Here is a 22,761-nt window from a genome sequence, read left to right on the forward strand (position 1 = left end):
CTCATGCAGCACTTCGCGGACCCTGCCCCCCGACGTCGTGGGGGTGCTCCGGGAGCGGCGCGCGGGGCCCCCCCCCCCCCGGGCGGCCCCCCCCCCCCCCCGCGGGGGGCCCCCCCCGTTCCGTGGTGCGCGTCAGGCCCGGCGGAGGGCCGAGCGGCCCGCGTAGCGCGCCGAGTCGCCCAGCTCCTCCTCGATCCGGATGAGCTGGTTGTACTTCGCCGTGCGGTCGGAGCGGGAGAGCGAACCGGTCTTGATCTGACCGCAGCCGGTCGCCACCGCGAGGTCCGCGATGGTGGTGTCCTCCGTCTCGCCCGAGCGGTGCGACATGACGGCGGTCCAGCCGGCCCGGTGGGCCGTGGCCACGGTGGCGAGCGCCTCGGTGAGCGTCCCGATCTGGTTGACCTTGACGAGGACCGAGTTGCCGACGCCGGTGCGGATGCCCTCGCCGAGCAGCTTCTCGTCGGTGCAGAACACGTCGTCGCCGGTGAGCTGGCAGCGGTCGCCGACGCGGGCGGTGAGCTCGCGCCAGCCGTCGAGGTCGTTCTCCGCCATCGGGTCCTCGATGGAGACGATCGGGTAGGCGTCGATGAGCCTGGCCAGGTAGTCGGCGTTCTCGGAGGGGGTGCGGCGCACCCCCTCGCCGGCGTAGTCGTACACCCCGTCGCGGAAGAACTCCGACGAGGCCGGGTCCATGATGAGGCCGATGTCCGTGCCGGGGCGGTAGCCGGTGCGCTCGATGGCGGACACCACGAAGTCGAGCGCCTCCTCGGCGGTGCGCAGCGCGGGCGCGAAGCCGCCTTCGTCGCCGACGCCCGTGGAGTGCCCGGCGGCCAGCAGGTCCCGGCGCAGGGTGTGGAAGACCTCGCTGCCCATGCGGACGGCCTCGGCGAAGGTGTCCGCGCCGACGGGCGCGATCATGAACTCCTGGAAGTCCAGCGGGTTGTCGGCGTGGGCGCCGCCGTTGACGATGTTCATCATCGGCAGCGGCAGGAGGTGGGCGTCGGGGCCGCCGAGGTAGCGGTAGAGCGGCAGGCGGTGGGCCGCCGCGGCGGCCTTGGCGGCGGCGAGGGAGACGCCGAGGATCGCGTTGGCGCCGAGCCGGGACTTGTCGGCGGTGCCGTCGAGGGCGACCAGCGCGGCGTCGAGGCCCGCCTGGTCCGCCGCGTCCCGGCCGCGCACGGCCGCCGCGATCTCGCCGCCGACGTGGGCCACCGCACGGTCGACGCCCTTGCCGTGCCACCGGGTCGCGTCCCCGTCGCGCAGTTCCACGGCCTCCCGGGCGCCGGTGGAGGCACCGGAGGGGACGGCGGCGCGGCCCAGGGATCCGTCGGTGAGGACGACGTCGACCTCGACGGTCGGGTTGCCGCGGCTGTCGATGATCCGGCGGGCGGTGACGGCCTCGATGGTGGCGTCGACGGTCGCGGATTCCTTGCTGGACATGGTGGTTCCTCCCCGTGGTGGTGTGCCGTGGCCCTGCCGCGTCCGTGTCGACGCCGTGCCCGGCGGAACCAGACTCTACAGCAATGCTGTTCAGTTTGTCTGTTCAGTTCTGCTGTACAGCATGGCTGCGCAGGTCAGCCGTACACGGGCCGCCGACCGCGGGGTAAAGTGCCGTATGCCCACCCCGGAAGCCGCCGCCATCGCCACCGAACTGCGCACCGCGATGGGCAAGCTCACCCGACGCGTCAAGGACGAGGACCGTATTCCGCTCGGCCAGGCCGCCGTGCTCGGCGCGCTCGACCGGAACGGCGCCATGACCACCAGCGACCTCGCCGCCGATCAGCGCGTACGGCCCCAGTCGATGGCCCGCGCGGTGGGCATCCTCATGGAGCAGCACCTGGTCACGCGCCGGGCGCACCCCACGGACGGCCGCAAGTCACTGGTCGAGCTGTCGGACGCGGGCCGCTCCGCCCTGGAGGCCGAGCGGGGCCGCCGGGCCGGCTGGCTCGCCGGGGCCATCGAGGCCGAACTCACCGACGAGGAGAGGGCACTGCTGGCCCGGAGCACCGCCCTCCTGGAGCGGCTCGCGGGACGCTAGCGTCCGGCGCCGTCACCGTCCCCCAGTACGCGTACGGCCTCCACGATCAGGTCCCAGAAGGCCTCCGTGTCGACCTCCATGCCGACCTCGGTGGCGGCGGGGCGGTCCGTCACGCCGTGCAGGTCGACCACCGTCGCGCCCCTGGTGTGGGTGCCGTTCAGTTCCACGGTCACGGAAGCCCGCACCAGGCTGACCAGTGAGGGGTCGATGAGGTGGGCGACGGTGAGGGGATCGTGCAGCGGGGGCGCGTCGAAGCCGTACACCTCGCGGTAGGTGGACGCGAAGTAGGTCAGCAGGTCGACGCAGAGCGCGCTCAGCGGGGTGCCGAGCGCGGCGATCCGGGCGACGACGCCTGCGGTGGCCCGGACCTGGTGGGTCGCGTTGAGACCGAACATCGTCACCGGGAGACCGCTGCGGAGGACGATGTCCGCCGCCTCCGGATCGCAGAGGATGTTGAACTCGGCGGCGGGCGTGGTGTTGCCCCGCCCGGTCGAGCCGCCCATGAGCACGATCCGCTCGATCCGCTCGGCGAGCTCGGGGTGGGCGAGCAGGAGGACCGCGATGTTGGTGAGGGGGCCGGTGGGCACGAGCGTGACCGGTGCCGGGTGCGCGAGGAGGGTGTCCCGGATCAGGGTGAGGGCGTCCCGGGGGTCCTGCGGCACCTCCGGCTCGCCGCGCGCGAAGCCGGGCCCGTCCAGGCCGGACTCGCCGTGGATGTTCCCGGCGGTCCGGGGTGGTCCGTGCAGCGGCCGGTCGCGGCCCGCCGCGACCGGCACGCCCCGGATCCCGGCCACCGAGCAGACCCGGCGGGCGTTGAGCGTGGTCTTCTCCAGCGTCTGATTGCCCGCGACGGTGGTGATCGCGAGCAGGTCGATCGCGGGGTGCGCGGCGGCCAGGAGGATGTTGAAGGCGTCGTCGTGACCGGGATCGCAGTCGAGGATCACGGGAACCGGCATGCCCTCACCGTCCCACACCGGGCCCGGCATGCGAAGGACCCGGGACCGGGAGAAGCCCCTCCCGTACGCCCGGAACACGCCCGTCCGGCCGTACGGGCGTTCTAGCGTGCTCGGCATGACCCCGCTCAGGAACCGGCGGCTGCCGCTGCTCGCCCTCGTGGCCGTCCTGTCGCTCTCCTCGCCGGCCTCCGCGGCGCAACCCCCCGGGCGTACCTCCGCGGCCGCGGCCGCGGCGACACCGGACCGTCCCTCCTACGACGTCCGGCTGCGCGCCGACGCCGACGGCTCGCACTGGGCGGGCCGCCAGACGGTGTCGTTCCGCAACGCTTCCCGCACTCCGCTGCGTTCGGTGGACGTGCGGCTGTGGGGCAACGGCACCGACGGCTGCGGGGTCCCGGGCGGGCCGTCCCCGGTCCGGGTGGGCCGGGTCTCCGGCGGCACCCCGCGGCCGCTCGCCGTCGGCTGCACCGCGCTGCGGATCGACCTCCCGAAGCCGCTGCCGTACGGGGCGCGGGCGCGCGTCTCGTTCGACCTCGCGATCGCCGTCCCGGACCGCGTCCACCGCTTCGGCCGGGACGGCGCGTACCGCTTCCTCGGCAACGCCCTGCCGCTGCTGTCCGTACGGGACGCGCGGGGGCGCCACCTGGACCCGGACGTCGGTCTCGGCGAGAGCTTCTTCAGCCTCACGGGCGACTTCCGGGTCGCGCTGGACCATCCGGACGCGCTCGTCGTCCCCGCGACGGGCACCACGACCCGGCGCCCGGGCGCGCCCGGGCGCACGGTCAGCACCAGCGTCGCCCGCGGGGTGCGGGACTTCGCCTGGGCGGCGGGCCCCTTCCGGTCGAGGAAGGTGACCACGCCGGGCGGGGTACGGCTGAACGCGTACTGGACCGCCACCACGCCCCCGGAGGCCGTCGCCACCGGCCTGGGGGACGGCGTCCGCTCGGTCGACTCGTTCGGGAAGCGGTTCGGCCGTTACCCGTACGGCGAGCTCGACCTCGTCATGAGCGACCACCTCGACGACTTCGGCAGCATGGAGTTCCCCGGTCTGGTCCTGCTGTGGACCGAGCCGGAGGGGTCGGCCGTGGTGCACGAGATCGCCCACCAGTGGTTCTACGGCATCGTCGGCAACGACCAGTTCACGGCTCCGTGGCTGGACGAGTCCTTCGCCCAGTACGCGAACCAGTCGTACTACGGGGAGGACACCGCCGGCTGCTGGGAGGACCAGGGCCGGTGGCCCAGTGACACGGCCGCGCTCACCCGGACCATGGGCTACTACGCGGACGGCCACCGTCCGGAGTACGTCCGGGTCGTCTACGCGCGGGGCTCCTGCGCCCTGCACGACCTGGAGCGCGTCCTGGGCGGCCCGCGGATGGCGGCCGTGCTGCGCGGCTACGTGCGGGACCACTGGCTGGGCGTCGCCACCACCGCGGACTTCAAGCGCGCGGCGCAGGCGGCGACCACGCAGGACCTCGGTCCCTTCTGGGCGGAGCACCGGATCGGCTGAGAACGGTCAGGCGTCCCACGTGACCGGGAGGCTCTTCACCCCGTGGATGTCCGCGGCCTCCGGGCGCAGGGCCACCTCCTCGGCGGGGACGGCCAGGCGCAGCGTGGGGAACCGGGCGAGGAGCGCGGCGAACGCGACCCGCATCTCGACGCGGGCGAGCTGCGCCCCGAGGCAGAGGTGGATGCCGTGGCCGAAGGCCAGGTGTCCGCCGGCGTCCCTCCCGAGGTCGAGCGTGTGGGGGTCGGCGTAGCGCTCGGGGTCGCGGTCGGCGGTGTGGTACGAGAGGACGACCGTCGTGCCGGCCTCGACGACGACCCCGCCGATCTCGACGTCCTCCAGCGCGGTCCGCATGAAGGACTTGGCGACGGTGAGGTAGCGCAGGAGCTCCTCGACGGCGCTGTCGACGAGCGTGGGGTCGGCGCGCAGCGCGTCCAGCTGGTCCGGGTTGCGCAGGAGGGCGAAGGTGCCGAGGGAGAGCATGTTGGCCGTGGTGTCGAACCCGGCCGCGAGCAGGATCAGGCTGATCCCCTTGAGCTCCTCGTCGGTCAGGTCGCTGTCCGTGAGTTCGCTGAGCACGTCGTCGGTGGGGTTCGCGCGCTTGGCGGCCACCAGCCGGGCGAGGTACTCCTGGGTGGCGGTGTAGGCCGCGATCAGCTCCTCGTCGCTCGTCGCCCCGCCCATGAACGTGTCGATCTGCTGCTGGAAGGAGTCCCGGTCCTCGTACGGAACGCCGAGGATCTCGCAGATGATGATGGTGGGGATGGGCTTGGCGAACGCGGTCACCAGGTCCGCCGACGGGCCGGCCGCCTCCATGGCGTCCAGACAGTCGGCCACGACCTGCTCGACGCGCTCCGTGAGCAGGCGCATCCGCCGGGCGGTGAACTTGCCGACGAGCGGCTTCCGGTAGCGCGAGTGCTGGGGCTCGTCCATGAGCAGGAACTCGCCGGGCGGGGCCGGCGGCAGCTCGAAGTCGACCACGTTCATGAGGTCCTTGCGCGAGCTGAACCGGGGGTCGGCCAGGACCGCCCGGACCTGCTCGTACCCGGTGACGATCCAGCCGGGTTTGCCGCCGGGGTGGGTGTAGCGGCTGATCGGGCCGTGCGCGCGGGCCTCGGTCAGCTGCGCCGGCGGGTCGAAGGGGCATCCCGCGGGGCGCTCGGCGGGCAGGTCGGTGACGGTGTGGACGGACTCGCTCATGGCCATTCCTCGATCTCGCGGCATCGGGTGTTCGACGTACCCCGAAAGCTACGTTGCGTTCATGGTTGCGTCAATGATCCAAAACCGATAACCCCAGCTTGAAGCAGCAAAATTGATGCAATGACGCTGCCCCTTAACGCAACGTCGCGTTGCAATGGATCAAGGCTTCGAGACCCTCGGCCCGGTCGGCACCCGGGTCGACCGGTCTTGACCGCCGTGATCACCGGGCATTAATTTGCGGGTCTGCGTCGACCCACGACGACCGAGAGGAGGCGACCGGCGGATGAACACCAGCTCCGACCTGAGCCGCCTCGCCCACATCACGGTCTGGGTTCCGGGTCGCATCGCCCACGGCTGCTGACGACGCCGTTCCCCCGTGCCCCTCCGGGGCACGTCGCACGTCCCCCCTCACCCTTCCCGGCACGCCGCCGTCGCGTGCCGTTCCGCGCCCGCCTCTCTCCCGCGGCGCGTCCGAGCACAGAAAGCTGCCCGACATTGGCGAACATGAGGAACCGACCCATCGCGCACCGAAACGAGGGCCCGTCATGGTAGAGGCGCGGATCACCGTCAACGGCCGGGAGACACCCCTCGCACCGGCCGCACCCCACACCACGGTGCTGGACTTCCTGCGCGAGCGCGGCCTCACCGGCACCAAGGAGGGCTGCGCGGAGGGCGAGTGCGGCGCCTGTTCGGTCCTGGTGGCACGCCCCGGGGTGACCCGGCCCACCGACTGGGTGGCGGTCAACGCCTGCCTGGTCCCGGTCGCCTCGCTCGACGGCCAGGAGATCGTCACCTCCGAGGGCCTCGCCACCGCCGGCGCCCCCGGGAAGCCGCCCACCCTGCACCCCGTGCAGGAGGAGATGGCGGTCCGTGGCGGATCCCAGTGCGGTTACTGCACCCCGGGGTTCGTCTGCAGCATGGCCGCCGAGTACTACCGGCCCGACCGCTGCGCCCACCCGGAGGCGGACGGCGACTCCGGCGCGGAGCACGGCCCGAACGGCTTCGACCTGCACGCGCTGAGCGGCAACCTGTGCCGCTGTACGGGCTACCGCCCGATCCGCGACGCCGCCTTCGCCGTCGGATCGCCCACCGACGAGGACCCCCTCGCCCGTCGTCGCGAGGAGGCCCCGCCCGCGGCGGTCGCCACCGAACTCACCCGGGGAGAGAGCCGGTTCGTCCGCAGGGAGACCCTCGCGGAGACGCTGCGACTGCTGCGCGAGCGGCCCGACGCGGTGGTGGTGGCCGGCTCCACCGACTGGGGCGTGGAGGTGAACATCCGCTCCCGGCGCGCCGGCTGCGTGGTCGCCGTCGACCGCCTCCCCGAACTGCGGGAACTGCGCGTCGGCACCGACTCCGTGGAGATCGGAGCGGCCCTGACCCTCACCGAGATCGAGCGCCGCCTCGACGGCGAAGTCCCGCTGCTCGCCGAACTGTTCCCCCAGTTCGCCTCCCGGCTCATCCGCAACGGAGCCACCCTCGGCGGCAACCTGGGCACCGGCTCCCCCATCGGGGACAGCCCGCCGGCCCTGCTCGCGCTCGACGCGTCCGTGGTGCTCGCCGACGCCGACGGCGAGCGCGAGGTCCCCCTGGCCTCGTACTTCACCGGCTACCGGCAGAGCGTGCGCCGTCCCGGCGAGCTGATCCGCGCCGTCCGCGTGCCCCTGCCGCTGTCGCGCGTCACGGCCTTCCACAAGATCGCCAAGCGGCGCTTCGACGACATCTCCAGCGTGGCCGTCGCGTTCGCCCTCGACGTCGAGGGGGGCATCGTCCGCAAGGCGCGCATCGGCTTGGGCGGCGTGGCCGCCACCCCGATCCGCGCCCTCGCCACCGAGGCGGCCCTGGAGGGCCGGCCGTGGACGGCGGAGACCGTCAAGGCCGTGGCACCGGTGCTGCGGGAGGAGGGCACGCCGATGGACGACCACCGGGCCAGTGCCGCCTACCGCTCCGCGATGCTCGGCCAGAGCCTGCTGAAGCTGTACACGCGAACCACCGAGGCGGTGTCGTCATGAGCCAGTTGTCCGAACGCCCCGAGAAGCCCGTCGTCGGCCTCTCGGTGCCGCACGAGAGCGCCACCGAGCACGTCACCGGCACCGCGCTCTACACCGACGACCTGGTCCACCGGACCAAGGACGTGCTGCACGCCCACCCGGTCCAGGTCATGAAGGCCCACGGCCTGATCACCGCGCTGCGCACCGCGCCCGCGCTCGCCGTGCCCGGCGTGGTGCGCGTGCTGACCGGGGCCGACGTGCCCGGCGTCAACGACGCGGGGATGAAGCACGACGAGCCGCTCTTCCCCGACGAGGTCATGTTCCACGGGCACGCCGTCGCCTGGGTGCTCGGCGAGACGCTGGAGGCGGCCCGGCTCGGTGCCGCGGCCGTCGAGGTGGACCTCGACGAACGCCCCTCCGTGATCACGCTGGCGGAGGCGATCGCCGCCGACAGCTTCCACGGTGCCCGGCCGGTGATGGTGACCGGCGACGTCGACGCCGGCTTCGCCGACTCCGCGCACGTGTTCACCGGCGAGCTGCAGTTCTCCGACCAGGAGCACTTCTACCTGGAGACGCACGCGGCGCTCGCCCACATCGACGAGTCCGGGCAGGTGTTCGTCCAGAGCAGCACCCAGCACCCCTCCGAGACCCAGGAGATCGTCGCGCACGTGCTCGGCCTGCACAGTCACGAGGTGACCGTGCAGTGCCTGCGGATGGGCGGCGGCTTCGGCGGCAAGGAGATGCAGCCGCACGGGTTCGCGGCCGTCGCCGCGCTCGGCGCCCTGCTGACCGGCAGGCCCGTCCGGGTCCGGCTCAACCGCACCCAGGACCTGACGATGTCCGGCAAGCGGCACGGCTTCCACGCCGCGTGGAGGATCGGCTTCGACACCGAGGGCCGCATCCAGGCCCTCGACGCCACGCTGACCGCGGACGGCGGCTGGAGCCTCGACCTGTCCGAGCCGGTGGTGGCCCGCGCGCTGTGCCACATCGACAACACGTACTGGCTCCCCCACGCCCGCGTCACCGGCCGGATCGCCCGGACCAACAAGGTCTCCAACACGGCCTTCCGTGGCTTCGGCGGACCCCAGGGCATGCTGGTGATCGAGGACATCATGGGCCGCTGCGCGCCGCTGCTCGGACTCGATCCGGCGGAGCTGCGGGAGCGCAACTTCTACCGGCCGGGCCAGTCGACGCCCTACGGTCAGCCGGTCGTCCAGCCGGAACGGATCTCCGCGGTCTGGGAGCAGGTCAAGGACGGCGGCGGCATCGCGGACCGGCGGCGGGAGATCGCCGCGTTCAACGCCGCGCATCCGCACACCAAGCGGGCCCTGGCGCTGACCGGCCTCAAGTTCGGCATCTCCTTCAACCTCACCGCCTTCAACCAGGGCGGCGCGCTCGTGCTGATCTACAAGGACGGCTCCGTCCTGATCAACCACGGCGGCACCGAGATGGGCCAGGGCCTGCACACCAAGATGCTCCAGGTGGCGGCGACCACCCTGGGCATCCCGCTGCACAAGGTGCGCCTCGCCCCGACCCGTACCGACAAGGTGCCCAACACCTCCGCGACCGCCGCCAGCGCGGGGACGGACCTCAACGGCGCGGCGGTGAAGAACGCCTGCGAGCAGCTGCGCGACCGGCTGCTCCAGGTGGCCGCGACGCAGCTTGGCACCAGCGCCTCGGACGTGCGCATCGTCGAGGGCGTCGCGCGCGGCCTGGGCAGTGACCGTGAGCTGGGCTGGGACGAGCTGGTGCGCACCGCGTACTTCCAGCGCGTGCAGCTGTCGGCGGCCGGTTTCTACCGGACGGAGGGGCTGCACTGGGACGCGAAGACGTTCCACGGCTCGCCGTTCAAGTACTTCGCGCACGGCGCCGCCGCGGCCGAGGTGGAGGTGGACGGCTTCACCGGCGCGTACCGCGTGCGGCGGGTGGACATCGTGCACGACGTCGGCGACAGCCTCTCCCCGATGATCGACATCGGTCAGGTCGAGGGCGGCTTCGTGCAGGGCGCGGGCTGGCTGACCCTGGAGGACCTGCGCTGGGACGCCGGCGACGGGCCGCACCGCGGCCGTCTCCTCACGCAGGCGGCGAGCACGTACAAGCTGCCGAGCTTCTCCGAGATGCCCGAGGAGTTCCACGTCACGCTCCTCCAGAACGCCGGCGAGGAGGGCGCGGTCTACGGCTCCAAGGCGGTCGGCGAGCCGCCGCTGATGCTGGCCTTCTCCGTGCGGGAGGCGCTGCGGCAGGCCGCCGCCGCGTTCGGGCCGGGCGGGATCAGCGTCGAACTCGCCTCGCCCGCGACGCCGGAGGCGGTGTACTGGGCGATCGAGGCCGCGCGCCGGAGCGGCGACGCCGCCGCCGTCGGAGCCGGTGCGGAAGCGCTGAGCGGTGCCTGACATGACGTGGTTCGCCGCGGTCGCGCGGCTGCGGGCACGCCGGGAGGCCGGCGTGCTCGTGACCGTCGCGACCGTGCGCGGCCACGCCCCGCGCGACGCCGGCGCGAAGCTCGTGGTGGGGCGGACGGAGACCTGGGGGTCGATCGGCGGCGGCAACGTGGAGGCCGTCTCGATCGACCGGGCCCGCGAGATGATCGCCGCTGCCGCGGCGGAGCCCGAGCTCCTCGACTTCGCCCTGAACGACAAGGTGACCAACCGTCACGGGGTGCAGTGCTGCGGCGGCACGGTGTCGGTGCTGCTCGAACCCCTGCCGGTGGTACGGGCGGTGGCGATCTTCGGGGTCGGGCACGTCGGGCTGGAACTGGCGCGCATCCTGGCCCGTCACGACCTCGACCTCCATCTGGTCGACAGCCGCTCCGACACCCTCGCCGCGGAGCGCCTCGGCGTCCTCGCGGACGCGGTGGCACAGGTGCGGGTGCACCACACGCCGCTGTTGCCCGAGGAGGTCCTGGAGGAGCTGCCGCTCGGCACCCACGTCCTGATCATGACCCATGACCACGCCGAGGACGCCGCGCTGTGCGACGCCGCGCTGCGCACGAGCCATCTCGGCTCCATCGGGCTGATCGGGTCGGCGGCCAAGTGGTCGCGGTTCCGCAGGCGTCTGGCCACCGAGGGCGGTCACGACGAGGCCGTCATCGACCGGATCAAGACCCCGATCGGACTGGCCGACATCACCGGCAAGGAGCCCGCGACGATCGCCGTCAGCGTCGCCGCCGACCTGCTGCGCACCTTCGAATCCACCTTCGAGTGACGGGAATCGATATCACTTTACTCGCTTCGTTCGATACCGAATGAAGCGAAAACCATTGACGAAGCATGCGAACTATCAAATGATGCCGTTCGACGCCCCAGCGAACGATCGGTGCACATCATGCTTCGCAGAACAACGGCCGCCCTGGCCGGTTCCGTCGCCGCCCTCTCCCTCCTCGTCACCGCCTGCGGAGGGGCCGGCCCGGACACCGCCCCGAGCAGGGCGGCGACGGGGAAGGTGACCTTCTGGTCCTTCCTCAAGGGTTCGGACCACGTGGCCGAGGCCTTCAACCGCAGTCACCCGGACATCCAGGTGACCTTCGAGAACGTCCCGTCGAACCAGGAGTACTACTCCAAGCTCACCAACGCGGTGAAGGCCGGTACCGCACCGGACGTCGCGGTCGTCGAGTACCCGCACCTGCCGGAGTTCGCGACCCAGGGCAAGATCGAGGACCTGAGCGGCACGCTCGGGCCCGTGGTGAAGGAGCGGTTCCCCGAGGCGGTCCGGCAGCTGGTCGACCTCGGCGGCAGGACCTGGGGGGTCCCCCGCGACGTGGCCCCCCTGATGATGATGTACCGCAAGGACTTCTTCACCCGCCACAAGATCGCCGTGCCCACCACCTGGGACGCCTACCGGACCATGACCGAACAGGTGCGGAAGGCCGACCCGGACGCCCGCGGCGGAGTCCTCTTCACCGACAACCCCGGTCTGCTGACCGCGCTCTCCTGGCAGGCCGGAGGGAAGTGGTTCGACGCCGGCCGGGACTCCTGGCAGGTCACCCTCGACGACGGCCCGTCGCGGAGGACCGCCGCCTACTGGGGCGACCTCGCCCGCCAGGACCTCGTCCGCTCGCTCAGCGCCGCCGACCCGTTCTGGACGAGCGTGCAGAAGAACCGGACCGTCGCCTACGTCTGCGCGAGCTGGTGCGCAGGAGCCCACCAGGCCACCGTCCCCGACCAGAAGGGCAAGTGGGCCGTGGCTCCGGTCCCCACCTGGGACGGCAAGCCCGCCTCGGGCATGTACGGAGGCTCGTCCTTCGTGATCCCCAAGGGCTCCGCCCACGGCGCGGCCGCCGCGGAGTTCATCAAATGGATCACCACCGACCCCGAGGGCATGAAGGCCTGGGTGGCCTCCGGCACCAGCAGCATGTTCCCCGCCGACCCGGCGCTCGTCCCGGTCACGAAGGCCGCGTTCTCCACCGCGTACTACGGCGGACAGGACCTCTACGCCCTCGGGAAGGAGTCCTACGACGCGGTCCGGCCGGGCTGGGCCTGGGGCCCGGTCATGGGCACCACCAACAGCGCCCTCGTCGACCAGCTCCCCAAGGTCGCCGGCGGCACGGTGTCCCTGCCCGAGGTGCTCACCCTCGCCGAGCGGACCACCGTCGCGCAGATGGAGCAGCGCGGCATGCGGGTGACCGCCCCTTAGACCCCTGTCCCGGCGGTCGGTCCCGATCCGGCCCGACCGCCAGGACACCCCCGGCACCCGAAGCCCGCTCGGGCCGGTGCCGCCCGCGCCCACCGGCCGGCACCGGCACCCGGCCCGTCCCCGCCCCACCCGAAAGGGCCGTCATGGCGACCCCGTCCACCCTCGGACAGCGCAGGACCGCCGCGCTGCTCCTCGCACCGTTCCTCGGCCTCTTCACGGCCGTCACCCTCGCCCCGCTCCTCTACGCGGCCTGGCTGAGCCTCTTCACCACCCGCACCTCCGGCCTCGGGTTCGGCGGCACGGAGAGCGTCTTCGCCGGGATGGACAACTACGTACGGGCCCTGTCCGACCCGGAGTTCCTCGACGGATTCCTCGTCGTCGCCGCCTACTGCGCCGTCTACATCCCCGTCATGACCGGCGCCGCGCTCGCCCTCGCGCTGCTCCTCGACTCCGGCCTCGCCAAGGCCCGGTCCTTCTTCCAGCTGGCGCTCTTCCTGCCGCACGCGGTGCCCGGCCTGATCGCCGCGCTGATCTGGGTGTACCTGTACACCCCCGGCCTGAGCCCGGTGATCGACCTCCTCGCCTCCGGCGGCATCGGCGTCGACTTCCTGTCGGCCGACAACGCCGTCCTCTCCACGGCCAACATCGCGGTGTGGGAGTGGACCGGCTACAACATGGTCATCTTCTACGCCGCGCTGCAGACCGTGCCCCGCGAGACCCTGGACGCCGCCCGGGTCGACGGAGCCGGTGCCCTGCGGACCGCGCTGTCCGTCAAGGTCCCGATGATCCGGCCCGCGGTGGCGCTCGCCGTCATGTTCACGGTCATCGGCTCGATCCAGCTCTTCACCGAACCGAAGGTCATCTACAACGCGTCCAGCGCGATCGGCAGCAGCTGGACCCCCAACATGTACGTCCAGACGGCCGCCTTCCAGAACGACGACTTCGGCCTGGCCGCGGCGGCCTCCCTGCTGATCGCGCTGTTCGCCGCCGCGCTGTCCTTCGCCGTCACCCGTATCTCTCGCCGCGGGAGCAAGCCGTGACCACCCCCTCCACCCTTCCCACCGCCCCCGCGCGCGCGGAGACACCCGCCGCCGTGCCCGCGCCGCTCCCCCGCCGACGGCGCCGCGCTCCCAAGGCACCCTCGGCGCTGCTGTCGAGGACCGGGGTCACCGCACTCCTCGCCCTCGCCACCCTCTACACCCTGCTGCCCCTGACCTGGCTGCTGCTGTCCTCCACCAAGAGCCGCGCGGACCTCTTCGGCACCAACGGCTTCGCCCCGGGCCGCGACCTGCACCTCGCGGAGAACCTGGAGCAGCTCTTCACGGCGGACGGCGGCGTCTACCTGCGCTGGATCCTCAACACCGTGGCCTACGCGGGCGTCGGGGCCCTCCTCGCCACGGTGTTCAGCGTCGCCGCCGGGTACGCCTTCGACAAGCTCGCCTTCCCCGGCAAGGAGCGGCTCTTCTCCCTCGTGCTGCTGGGCGTGATGGTGCCCGGCACGGCCCTCGCGATCCCGCTCTTCCTCCTCGCGGCCGAGGCCGGCCTCGTCAACACCTTCTGGAGCGTGTTCCTCCCCGGCCTCGTCTTCCCGTTCGGCGTGTACCTGGCCCGGGTCTTCAGCGCCTCCTCCGTGCCCGACGAGGTCCTGGAGGCGGCCCGCATGGACGGGGCGGGCGAGTTCCGCGCCTTCCGCACGATCGCCCTCCCGATGCTCGCGCCCGGGTTCGTGACGATCTTCCTCTTCCAGTTCACCCAGATCTGGAACAGCTTCTTCCTGCCCCTGGTGATGCTCTCCGACCAGGACCTGTACCCCGTCAACCTCGGTCTGTACGTGTGGTACTCGTCCGCCCTCTCCCAGGGCCACCCCGAGGACTACCTGCTGGCCGTCGTCGGCTCGCTGGTCGCCGTGGCGCCGCTGATCGCCGTCTTCCTGATGCTCCAGCGGTTCTGGAAGTCCGGCATGACCGCCGGCGCCGTCAAGTAGGCCTTCTCCGTGAGGAACTCCCCCATGCGCCCGCACCCGTCCGACCGTCCGCGCGCCCTGTTCGCCATGGGCCGGCACCACCGGGACGCGCTGTTCCCGCCCGAGGAGATCCGGCGTCTGTCGCAGTACGTCGACATCGACCCGGACCACGTGGCCGAGGACCTCGCCCACGAGCCCTCCCTGCCGGAGGCGGAACTCCTCATCACCTCCTGGGGCTGTCCCGTCATCGACGAGGACGTGCTCGCCCGCGCGCCCGCCCTGAAGGCCGTCGTCCACGCGGCCGGAAGCGTCAAGCACCATGTGACGCAGGCGTGTTGGGAACGGGGGCTCGCGGTGTCCTCGGCCGCCGCCGCCAACGCCGTGCCCGTCGCCGAGTACACGGTCGCCGCGATCCTCTTCGCCAACAAGCGCGTCCTCGACATCGGCGCCCTCTACCGCGAGCACCGTGCCCCGCTCGACTGGTCCCGGCGCTTCCCCGGCTTCGGCAACTACCGGCGGACCGTGGGCGTCGTCGGAGCCTCGCTCGTCGGACGCAGGGTGCTCGAACTGCTCCGGCCCCACGACCTCGACCTGCTGCTCGCCGACCCGTACGTCGACGCGGCGCGGGCCACGGCGCTCGGCGCCCGGCTCGTCGGGCTCGACGAGCTGGTGCTCGCCTCGGACGTCCTCACCCTGCACGCGCCCGAACTGCCCGAGACCCACCACCTGATGGACGCCCGCAGGCTGGCCCTCATGCCCGACGGCGCCACGCTCGTCAACACCGCCCGGGGGTCCCTCGTCGACACCGACGCCCTGGCCGCCGAGGCGGCCACCGGCCGTCTGCACGCGGTCATCGACGTCACCGAACCCGAGGTGCTGCCCCCGGACTCCCCCCTCTACCGGCTGCCGAACGTCCTCCTGACACCGCACATCGCCGGCTCGCTCGGCGGTGAACTCCGGCGGATCACCGAGAGCGCCCTCGCCGAGGTCGCGCGCTACTGCTCCGGAGAGCCCTTCCGGTACGCCGTCCACCGCACGGCCCTCGCGACCTCGGCCTGACGGCCCCGCGCCGCCCTCCTCCGCCTCCCCGTCCCGCTCCGTTCCCCACCCAAGGAGTCCCCATGCAGCACTCCCCGTCCGTCGGCAGGCGTCAGCTCCTCCGGGCCGGCGGCGCCCTCGGGCTCGCCGCCGCCGCTGCCCCGCTCCTCCCCTCACCCGCGCAGGCCGCACCGGCCGGTCCCCGCACCACCGTCACCGATCTGGGGCCCGCCATCGAGCAGTTCGCGCTCATGAGCGGGATCCTGGTCGGCGACACCGTGTACATCGGCTCGCGCAACCTCACCCCGACCCGGCTCATCGCCTTCCACCTGCCGACCCGCAGGGTCGTCGCCCGGACCGACCTCGGCACCGGGCACTCGGTCCAGGCGCTCGCCGCAGACGCCGACGGCAGGTACCTGTACGCGGGCATCCTGACCAAGGCGGACGAGGGCGGGCCGAACCTCTTCCGCTGGGACCTCCGCACGCCGGACGCGCCCGCGGTGGCCGTGGGCCGGACCGAGGACCGCGACATCCGTGAGCTCGCCGTCGCCCCCGACGGCACCGTGTACGCCGTCGGCGGCGTCCCGGGGAAGGCGCCCGCGCTGTGGGGGTACGACCCCGGCACCGGCCTGGTCCGCAGGCTCGGCGTGCCCGACCCGAACGCCACCCTGGCCAGGGCCGTCGCCGCCACGGACACCACCGTCTTCTTCGGGGCCGGCAGCACGCTGGCGGGCGGGGGCGGGGCGAGCCGGGCCTCCCTCCACGCGTACGACAGGGCCACGGGCACGTTCACCGACGTCACCCCGCCCGAGATGGAGGGGGACCCCAGCCTGCGCGAACTCGCCGTCATGGGCGACCGGCTCGTCGTCACCACGGCGGGATCGACCGAGCCCGCCAAGCTCGCCGTGATGGACCTGGCCGACCTCTCCTCGTACACCGTGACGGCCACCGGCGGGAAGGTGGCCAAGACCCTGACGACGGACGGCGAGCGGATCTACTTCTCCGGCGAGGCCGGTCTGCACGCCTACACGTTCGCCACCCGGACCATCGCCCCCGTCAGGTCCGACGCGGGCGACCTCGGCGAGGTCTGGGGACTCGACCACGTCGAGGGCGCCGGCCTGGCCGTCGTCTCCGGCTACGGCTTCGTCGCCCAGATCGACCCCGCCACCGGGGCCTCCGTCGTCACCGACCTCGGCACGGCCGGGGCACCCGTGACACCGCAGACCTGCATGGGCATCGCCGCCGACGACCGGTACGTCTACGTCGGCGGCAACAACGTCGTCGCCCGCCACGACCTGTGCGGCGGCGGTGTGGTCAACCTCCGGGCGCCCGGCGAGGCCAAGGACGCCGAGGTCGTGCGCGGCGTCCTCTACACCGGCCAGTACAGCTCGCAGGGCATGTGGACCTACTCCCCCACGGCCGACCGGCAGCCCCGTCAGCTCGCGCAGTTCCCCAGCGAGCAGAACCGTCCCCTCGACCTGTGCTTCGACCCCGTCAACGGACTGCTCCTCGCCGGTGCCCAGTCCGACACCGAGGGCGGCGGCTCCCTGTGGACGTACTCCCTGAGGGACGGCCGGAAGGCCGCGTACGTCAACCCGATCGACGGAGCGCAGCTGGTGCGGGCCGTCACCACCCGGGAAGGCGTCGCCTATCTCGGGGGCGACAACCCGACCGCGCAGGGACCGCGCGGCACGCTCGTCGCCTTCGACCCGGTCCGCGGACGGGAGCTGTGGCGCCTCGACCTCCCGCTGGCCACGGGGGTGGCCGCACTCGCGGTGCGCGGCCGGCACCTGTACGGCCTGACCCGCAAGGGCGGCTTCTTCGTCGTCGACCTGCGGATCCGTCGGGTGGTCCACACCGCCGACCTGCGCGCCCTGTGTCCGGGCTTCGCGGCGATGGTGACGAGCCGGGGCTGGGTCTACGGGGTCTCCGACACCACGCTGTTCCGCGTCCATCCGAAGACGTTCGCCGTCACGACGGTCGTCGCCGGCATCGACGGTGCCTGGTACAGCGGTCCGCACGTCAACACCGACGGGCTGGGGCGCCTGTACACCCTGCGCGGCCATCAGCTCGTCCGCGTCGACGACCGGCCGGTCCTCTGAGCACGGTGACGGCGGGGAGGCGCGCCCGATGAGGCACGTCATCGCCCTGAGCGTCACGGAGACCGGGACGAGGGCGGCGCTGGTCGGCTTCGACGGGTCGCTCGTGTACGCGACGCGGCGGGTCCACGGGCGGGCGGCCGTGGACCCGGTCGCCCGCCGGGCGGAGGAGCTCCGGGCTCTGGGGCGCGAGCGGCTCGGCACGACGGCGGAGGCCGTGGGGGTCGCCCTTCCGGGCGGCGCCGTGGCCCTCCCCGGCCTCCAGGAGGCCTCACTGCGGGAGGCGCTGAGCCGGCGCCTCGGGCGGATCCCCGTCGCCGTGGCGCACGACGTCCGTGCCGCCGGCCTCGCCGAGGGCCGCGTCGGGGCCGGCCGGGGCACGGACCGGTTCATGTTCGTCAGGCTCGACGCCCGCGTCGACGGAGCGATCGGCACGGGCGACGGCGTCGAGACCGGAGCCCACGGGCGGGCGGGCGGGATCGGCCACATCGTGGTCCGTCCTGGCGGTCCCGCGTGCCACTGCGGCCGGCGGGGGTGCCTGGACGCGGTCGCGTCGGCCTCCGCCATCGCACGGGGCTGGGCCGCCGCGCGGGGTGCGGCGGACGCCGACGCGGCCGGTTGCGCCCGGGCCGTCGCGGACGGCGACCCGGCGGCGACCGGCGTGTGGCGGGCGGCCGTCGAGGCCCTCGCCGACGGCCTGATCGCCGCGCACACCCTGCTGGACTGCCGAACCGTGATCGTCGGCGGCGGCCTGGCCGGGGCCGGGGACACGCTCTTCGCGCCCCTGCGGGCCGCCGTGGCCGAACGCATCGCGTTCCGGCGGCTGCCCGCGGTCGTTCCCGCGTCCCTCGGGGACGCGGCCGGTCTGGCGGGCGCGGGGCTGCTCGCCCGGGAGCTGGTCACGGCGCCCCCGCGCTCCGGGGCGTACCCGGGGAACGGGGGCGTGCGGACGTGCGGGTGAGCGGATGTCCGGTGGGTGCTACAGGCCGCCCGTGAACAGCAGCCTGTTCGGCGTCCCCTCGCCGACGTCGCTCAGGACGTCCGCCGTGGCGTGGGCGTCGATCCACCCGGCGACCTCGGAGGGGCTCGCCGCGGGGTGCTCGGCCAGGTAGAGCGCGGCGACGCCGGTGACGTGCGGGGCGGCCATGGAGGTGCCGCTCTCGGCGAGGGAGCCGCCGCCGAGGCGTGCCGAGACGATGTCCTGGCCGGGGGCGAAGAGCTCCACGCAGGGGCCGTGGTTGGAGAAGTACGTCTGCCGGTCCCCGATGTCGGAGGCCGCGACGGTCAGCACCCCGTCCGCCGAGGCGGGCGACACGTCGCAGGCGTTCTTCGCCGAGTTGCCCGCCGCGATGACGGGCAGCACGCCCGCGGAGTAGAGCGCGGTGGCGGCGTTGTTCAGGGCCACGGACCGGTCGCCGCCCAGGGAGCCGTTCAGGACCGCGGGCCGGCGGGCGTTCTTGGCGACCCAGTCGAGTCCGGCGATCATGCCGGAGTAGGTGCCGCGTCCGTCGCAGCCCAGGACGCGGACGCTGACCAGGGCGGCCTCCCGGGCCACTCCGTACGTGCTGCCGGCGACCGTGCCCGCGACGTGTGTGCCGTGGCCGTTGCAGTCCTGTCCGAAGCGCCCGTCGCCCATGGCGTCGAAGCCGGACCCGGCGCGGCCGCCGAACTCGGCGTGGGCGTAGTCGATGCCGGTGTCGAGGATGTACGCGGTCACGCCGGCGCCGCTGCCCCGGGTGGTGAAGGTGTCGTCGAGCGGCAGGTTCGGCTGGTCGATCCGGTCCAGGCCCCAGCCGGCCGCGGGGCCCCGGACGGCGGGGGACTCGGCCGGCCGGGGCGGGGCGGCGGCCACCGCGTCCTCCTCGACCGAGGTCACCCCCGGGGTGCTCCTGACGGTCGCCAGCTGAAGGTCGGTCAGCGGGGCCGCGAAGCCGTTGATGGCCCTGTCGTAGACGAACGTGGGCCGGAGGCCCAGTCTCCCGGCCGCCTCCGCGGCGTCGACGCTTCCGTCGAGGGTCACGATGTACCGGCCGGGCACCGCGTCGGCGGCGGTGACGAGCGGCGCCGGGGTCGGCTCGGGACCCGAGGGGGACGCCGTCGCCGTCGGGGCGGTGACGGCGAGGGCGGTCAGGGCGGCGCTCGCGAGAGCGAGTCTGGTACGTGTGTTCATGCGGGTGAGGTCATCATGCAGAAACGATCTGGCCCTACGACATCTCCGAGCGATTCCGCCCGATTCCAACGGATGCCGCACACGTCGTCGGGAGGGACTCCGCCGTGCGGTGCCGTGCCTCACCGTCCCGGCCCGAGCCCGACCGCCTCCACGTCGTCGTGCCTCACCGTCCCGGGCCGGGACCGACCCCCTCCGCCTCGCCGTGCCTCACCGTCCCAGCTTGAGCAGGACCGCCTCCGCGTCGTCGTGCCGGAGCCCGTCGAGGAGCTCCCAGGCCTTCCGCCATGCCTCGCGGGCGTCCTGCGGCCGGCCGGCCGCCCACTCGACGTCGCCGAGGTGGTCGAGCGAGACCGCCTCGTGGAACGGCGCCCCGACCTCGCGCAGCCCCTCCGCCGAGACCCGGAAGCAGTGCGCCGCCCGCTCCAGGTCCCCCGTCTCCTGGTGAACCACGCCCAGGCTGTCCCAGGTGAGGGCCAGACAGCGGCGGTCCCCGAGCTCCTCGAACACCAGGCGGGCCGCGTCGCACATGGCCAGCGCCTCGCCGTGGTTGCCGAGCAGCGCCTGGAAGTAGCCGACGTTGTTGAGGGCCTTGGCCTCACCGCTGCGGTCGCCCCGCTCCCGGAAGAGTCCGAGGGCCAGGGTGTTGTGGTGCAGGGCCTCCGCGGGGCGCTCCTGCCGCTCGTACCGGCCCGCGAGGTCGAGGTGGACGTCGGCCTGGCCGGCCAGGTCCCCCTCCGCGGTGAACAGGTCGAGGGCCCGGCGCAGATGGGTCCCCGCCTCGGAGTCCCGCGCGGTCCAGCGCAGGGCCGCGGCCAGGCTCCGGTGCGCCCGGGCCCGGGCGGTCGGGTCGTCCATGCGCTCCGCCGCCGCCAGGGCGGCCGTCTGCACGGTCGCCCCGTCCGCCCAGTGCCCGCCCCAGGAGAGGTACGTCTTCAGGACGTACGCCAGCTGCCAGCAGGCCCGGTCGAGGCCGCTCGCGCCCGCCCGGACGACGGTCTGCACGAGGGCCGCGTGTTCGCCGGTGAACCACTCCCTGGCCTCGCCGATGTCCGCGAGCCGCTCGGGGCCCACCCCCCGCCCCGCCTTCGGCGGCAGGTCGGCGGGGGGCAGTTGGGGATCCATGAGCAGCGCACCGCGCTGCGCGGTGTGGAGGTAGTGCTCCGTGACCCGTCTCAGGGCCGTGCGGCGGCTCGGCCCTGAGTCGACGGCTTCCCCGAGCTCCACGGCGTACGAGCGGAGCAGGTCGTGGAAGGCGTACCTCCCGTCGGCGCCCTCGGTGACCAGGTTCGCCTCGGCCAGCTCGGTCAGGAGCGCGTGGACGCGGGGCGCGGGGAGCGCCGCGAGGCTGCCCGCCACGGGCACGGTGATACCGGGCCCGGGATGGACGGCGAGCAGCCGGAAGAGACGTGCGGCGTCGGCGCTCAGCGTCTCGTACGACCAGGAGAGCACCGCGCGGACATCGCTCCAGGCGTCGCTTCCGGTGAAGGCGTCGAGTCCGCGGGCGCGGCGCAGCCGTTCGACGAGCCGGGTCAGGCTGAGGGCGGGGGTGACCGCCGCCCGCGCGCCCACGACGGCCAGGGCCAGCGGGAGGCGCGCGGCGAGCTCGACGGCCTCGTCGACCGCCCGCGGGTCGGCCGTGACGCGCGCGTGGCCGACGCGCGCCGTGAGGAGCTCGCGGGCCTCGCCGGGCGACAGCACGTCCAGGGCCACGGGCTGGGCGTCCTCCACCGCGACGAGGCCGAGGAGCTGGTCCCGGCTGGTCACGACGGTGAGGCTGGTCGCGGACCCGGTCAGGAGCGGGCGCACATGGGCGGCGTCGCGGGCGTTGTCCAGGAGGATCAGATAGCGGCGGCCGTCGGTGAGGGTGCGGTAGAGGGCGGTCCTCGCCTCCTGGGCCGCCGGGACGCGTGCGCGGGGCACGCCGAGGCCTTCGAGGAGGCTCCGCAGGGCGCTGTCCGGGGTGACGGCGGATCCGTCCGGGGCGAAGCCGCGCAGGTTCAGATGGAGCTGCCCGTCGGGGAAGTCCGCGCGGACCCGGTGCGCCCAGTGGACCGCGAGGGTCGTCTTGCCCACGCCACCGGGGCCGGAGACGACGATCGGCCCGGTGCCGGCGTGCCCGCGGGCCTCCTCCAGGAGGACGTCGAGCCGTGCCAGCTCCGCCCGCCGGCCCGAGAAGTAGCGGGAGACGGGGGGAAGCTGGGCCGGAACGTGCGCCCCGGGGCGCGCCGCCGCGCCGTCCGCCGCGGGCTTCCCGGGCGCGGCGGGTACGGGGGCGGCGGGCTTCGGCGGGGCGGGCTCCTCGTCGCCCCGGAGGATGTCCGCCAGCGCCTCCTGCACGGCCCGGCCGGGCGAGACGCCGAGTTCGTCGGCGAGGATCCTGCGGAGCCGGTGGAAGACGGCCAGGGCCTCCGCCTGGCGGTCGGTGCGGTGCAGGGCCACCATCAGGTGGCGGTGGAACCCCTCGCGCAGGGGGTGCTGTTCGGTGAGCGCGTGCAGCTCGGCGGCCAGTCCGTCGTACCGGCCCAGCCGGAGGTCGGCCTCGCAGCGCCACTCCAGGGCGACGAGCCGGGCCTCGTCGAGGGCCTGGAGGAGCGGCCCGTACGGCAGGCTGTGGCCGAGGGCGGGGAGGTCGGCGAGCGGGCTGCCGCGCCAGAGTCCCAGGGCCGCCGCGCAGGCCTCCCGCACGGAGTCCCAGTCCTCGCGGACCCGGGCGGTCCGGGCCGTCCCGAGGTGGTCATCGTGCAGGTCGCTGTCGAGCGCGCCGCGGTCCACGTCGAGGACGTATCCGGGCACCGCCGAGCGGAGGCGCACCGCCCCCTCCGGGCCCAGCGTCCTGCGCAGGCGCGTCACGTGGTTGTGGAGCGAGCTGGATGCCGTGGCGGGCAGGTCCGCGCCCCAGAGGGCGGCCTTGAGTTCGTCGGCGGAGACGACCTGACCGCGCTTCAGGAGCAGGATGCCGAGCAGGATCCGGACCTTCGTGCCGCCGATGGCCAGGGGCCCGGCGGCGTCCTGCGCCGTGAGGGGGCCGAGCAGACCGAAACGCATCTGTGGTGACTCCAGGGCTCGGTGGATCGAATGACCGCGTGCGTCGATGAACGGGCTGGTCACAGGTTGTACGCCACACATCGCACCACAGGCGAACCGGACACACGTTCTTGTCTCGAATATGACCT

16 protein-coding genes are annotated in these 22,761 nt (G+C 73.5%); 11 read left to right on the top strand and 5 right to left on the bottom strand.

Annotated features, from left to right (window positions below; genetic code table 11):
* Positions 1-132: 132 nt before the first annotated feature.
* Positions 133-1,440 carry a phosphopyruvate hydratase gene (gene eno / locus ACFV2S_RS28055; RefSeq protein WP_385564701.1) on the bottom strand — a complete coding sequence of 436 codons (1,308 nt, stop codon included), beginning with the start codon at positions 1,438-1,440 and terminating at the stop codon, positions 133-135.
* A gap of 175 nt (positions 1,441-1,615) precedes the next feature.
* Here eno and ACFV2S_RS28060 point away from each other — a divergent pair, with 175 nt between their 5' ends.
* Positions 1,616-2,038 (top strand): MarR family winged helix-turn-helix transcriptional regulator, encoded by a 423-nt coding sequence (locus tag ACFV2S_RS28060; RefSeq protein ID WP_383790445.1) that lies wholly within the window; start codon positions 1,616-1,618, stop codon positions 2,036-2,038.
* On the opposite strand, the gene ACFV2S_RS28065 is transcribed toward ACFV2S_RS28060, so the two are convergent.
* Complete coding sequence (locus tag ACFV2S_RS28065) at positions 2,035-2,994, bottom strand: nucleoside hydrolase (protein ID WP_385564705.1); 960 nt, start codon at positions 2,992-2,994, stop codon at positions 2,035-2,037. The two genes, ACFV2S_RS28060 and ACFV2S_RS28065, sit on opposite strands and share 4 nt — an antisense overlap.
* A gap of 115 nt (positions 2,995-3,109) precedes the next feature.
* Between ACFV2S_RS28065 and ACFV2S_RS28070 the strand changes: the two genes are divergently transcribed.
* Entirely contained in the window at positions 3,110-4,501 is a 1,392-nt protein-coding gene (locus ACFV2S_RS28070) for a M1 family metallopeptidase (RefSeq protein WP_385564709.1), read from the top strand.
* Positions 4,502-4,507: 6 nt separating this feature from the next.
* Here ACFV2S_RS28070 and ACFV2S_RS28075 read toward each other — a convergent pair whose 3' ends face one another.
* On the bottom strand, positions 4,508-5,698 hold the full coding sequence (locus ACFV2S_RS28075; protein ID WP_385564712.1) for a cytochrome P450: 1,191 nt from the start codon (positions 5,696-5,698) through the stop codon (positions 4,508-4,510).
* Between the two features lie 545 nt (positions 5,699-6,243).
* Here ACFV2S_RS28075 and ACFV2S_RS28080 point away from each other — a divergent pair.
* The 9 genes from ACFV2S_RS28080 to ACFV2S_RS28120 all read left to right on the top strand — a co-directional run bounded on the left by ACFV2S_RS28080 (position 6,244) and on the right by ACFV2S_RS28120 (position 18,379).
* The gene (locus ACFV2S_RS28080) at positions 6,244-7,707 is read left to right on the top strand and encodes a xanthine dehydrogenase small subunit (RefSeq protein WP_385564716.1); all 1,464 of its coding nucleotides are present in this window, start codon (positions 6,244-6,246) and stop codon (positions 7,705-7,707) included.
* Positions 7,704-10,079 (top strand): xanthine dehydrogenase molybdopterin binding subunit, encoded by a 2,376-nt coding sequence (gene xdhB / locus ACFV2S_RS28085; RefSeq protein ID WP_385564719.1) that lies wholly within the window; start codon positions 7,704-7,706, stop codon positions 10,077-10,079. The genes ACFV2S_RS28080 and xdhB overlap by 4 nt, the downstream gene beginning before the upstream one ends.
* 1 nt (position 10,080) lies before the next feature.
* Positions 10,081-10,890, top strand: coding sequence for a xanthine dehydrogenase accessory protein XdhC (gene xdhC / locus ACFV2S_RS28090; RefSeq protein WP_385564722.1), 810 nt, complete (start codon positions 10,081-10,083; stop codon positions 10,888-10,890).
* A 120-nt stretch (positions 10,891-11,010) separates the two neighbouring features.
* The gene (locus tag ACFV2S_RS28095) at positions 11,011-12,318 is read left to right on the top strand and encodes an ABC transporter substrate-binding protein (RefSeq protein ID WP_385564725.1); all 1,308 of its coding nucleotides are present in this window, start codon (positions 11,011-11,013) and stop codon (positions 12,316-12,318) included.
* Between the two features lie 143 nt (positions 12,319-12,461).
* Complete coding sequence (locus ACFV2S_RS28100) at positions 12,462-13,358, top strand: carbohydrate ABC transporter permease (protein ID WP_385564728.1); 897 nt, start codon at positions 12,462-12,464, stop codon at positions 13,356-13,358.
* A complete protein-coding gene (locus tag ACFV2S_RS28105) occupies positions 13,355-14,302 on the top strand; it encodes a carbohydrate ABC transporter permease (protein WP_385564731.1) in 948 nt (315 codons plus the stop codon). The genes ACFV2S_RS28100 and ACFV2S_RS28105 overlap by 4 nt, the downstream gene beginning before the upstream one ends.
* A gap of 24 nt (positions 14,303-14,326) precedes the next feature.
* Positions 14,327-15,340 carry a hydroxyacid dehydrogenase gene (locus tag ACFV2S_RS28110; RefSeq protein ID WP_385564734.1) on the top strand — a complete coding sequence of 338 codons (1,014 nt, stop codon included), beginning with the start codon at positions 14,327-14,329 and terminating at the stop codon, positions 15,338-15,340.
* 62 nt (positions 15,341-15,402) lie between these two features.
* On the top strand, positions 15,403-17,421 hold the full coding sequence (locus ACFV2S_RS28115; RefSeq protein ID WP_385564737.1) for a hypothetical protein: 2,019 nt from the start codon (positions 15,403-15,405) through the stop codon (positions 17,419-17,421).
* Between the two features lie 28 nt (positions 17,422-17,449).
* Complete coding sequence (locus tag ACFV2S_RS28120; RefSeq protein WP_385564740.1) at positions 17,450-18,379, top strand: ROK family protein; 930 nt, start codon at positions 17,450-17,452, stop codon at positions 18,377-18,379.
* Between the two features lie 18 nt (positions 18,380-18,397).
* On the opposite strand, the gene ACFV2S_RS28125 is transcribed toward ACFV2S_RS28120, so the two are convergent.
* Together ACFV2S_RS28125 and ACFV2S_RS28130 are read right to left on the bottom strand one after the other, a co-directional pair.
* The gene (locus ACFV2S_RS28125; RefSeq protein WP_385564743.1) at positions 18,398-19,588 is read right to left on the bottom strand and encodes a S8 family peptidase; all 1,191 of its coding nucleotides are present in this window, start codon (positions 19,586-19,588) and stop codon (positions 18,398-18,400) included.
* 207 nt (positions 19,589-19,795) lie between these two features.
* Positions 19,796-22,633, bottom strand: coding sequence for a BTAD domain-containing putative transcriptional regulator (locus ACFV2S_RS28130; RefSeq protein WP_385564746.1), 2,838 nt, complete (start codon positions 22,631-22,633; stop codon positions 19,796-19,798).
* Positions 22,634-22,761 lie beyond the last annotated feature (128 nt).

Origin of the sequence: Streptomyces sp. NPDC059695, assembly GCF_042733785.1 — a bacterium.
In the GTDB taxonomy this organism is placed as follows: domain Bacteria; phylum Actinomycetota; class Actinomycetes; order Streptomycetales; family Streptomycetaceae; genus Streptomyces.

Excerpts from the sequence above, each read along its gene's own strand:
- eno (WP_385564701.1), bottom strand. The coding sequence starts at position 1,440 with ATGTCCAGCAAGGAATCCGCGACCGTCGACGCCACCATCGAGGCCGTC.
- ACFV2S_RS28060 (WP_383790445.1), top strand. The coding sequence starts at position 1,616 with ATGCCCACCCCGGAAGCCGCCGCCATCGCCACCGAACTGCGCACCGCG.
- ACFV2S_RS28065 (WP_385564705.1), bottom strand. The coding sequence starts at position 2,994 with ATGCCGGTTCCCGTGATCCTCGACTGCGATCCCGGTCACGACGACGCC.
- ACFV2S_RS28070 (WP_385564709.1), top strand. The coding sequence starts at position 3,110 with ATGACCCCGCTCAGGAACCGGCGGCTGCCGCTGCTCGCCCTCGTGGCC.
- ACFV2S_RS28075 (WP_385564712.1), bottom strand. The coding sequence starts at position 5,698 with ATGAGCGAGTCCGTCCACACCGTCACCGACCTGCCCGCCGAGCGCCCC.
- ACFV2S_RS28080 (WP_385564716.1), top strand. The coding sequence starts at position 6,244 with ATGGTAGAGGCGCGGATCACCGTCAACGGCCGGGAGACACCCCTCGCA.
- xdhB (WP_385564719.1), top strand. The coding sequence starts at position 7,704 with ATGAGCCAGTTGTCCGAACGCCCCGAGAAGCCCGTCGTCGGCCTCTCG.
- xdhC (WP_385564722.1), top strand. The coding sequence starts at position 10,081 with ATGACGTGGTTCGCCGCGGTCGCGCGGCTGCGGGCACGCCGGGAGGCC.
- ACFV2S_RS28095 (WP_385564725.1), top strand. The coding sequence starts at position 11,011 with ATGCTTCGCAGAACAACGGCCGCCCTGGCCGGTTCCGTCGCCGCCCTC.
- ACFV2S_RS28100 (WP_385564728.1), top strand. The coding sequence starts at position 12,462 with ATGGCGACCCCGTCCACCCTCGGACAGCGCAGGACCGCCGCGCTGCTC.
- ACFV2S_RS28110 (WP_385564734.1), top strand. The coding sequence starts at position 14,327 with ATGCGCCCGCACCCGTCCGACCGTCCGCGCGCCCTGTTCGCCATGGGC.
- ACFV2S_RS28115 (WP_385564737.1), top strand. The coding sequence starts at position 15,403 with ATGCAGCACTCCCCGTCCGTCGGCAGGCGTCAGCTCCTCCGGGCCGGC.
- ACFV2S_RS28120 (WP_385564740.1), top strand. The coding sequence starts at position 17,450 with ATGAGGCACGTCATCGCCCTGAGCGTCACGGAGACCGGGACGAGGGCG.
- ACFV2S_RS28125 (WP_385564743.1), bottom strand. The coding sequence starts at position 19,588 with ATGAACACACGTACCAGACTCGCTCTCGCGAGCGCCGCCCTGACCGCC.
- ACFV2S_RS28130 (WP_385564746.1), bottom strand. The coding sequence starts at position 22,633 with ATGCGTTTCGGTCTGCTCGGCCCCCTCACGGCGCAGGACGCCGCCGGG.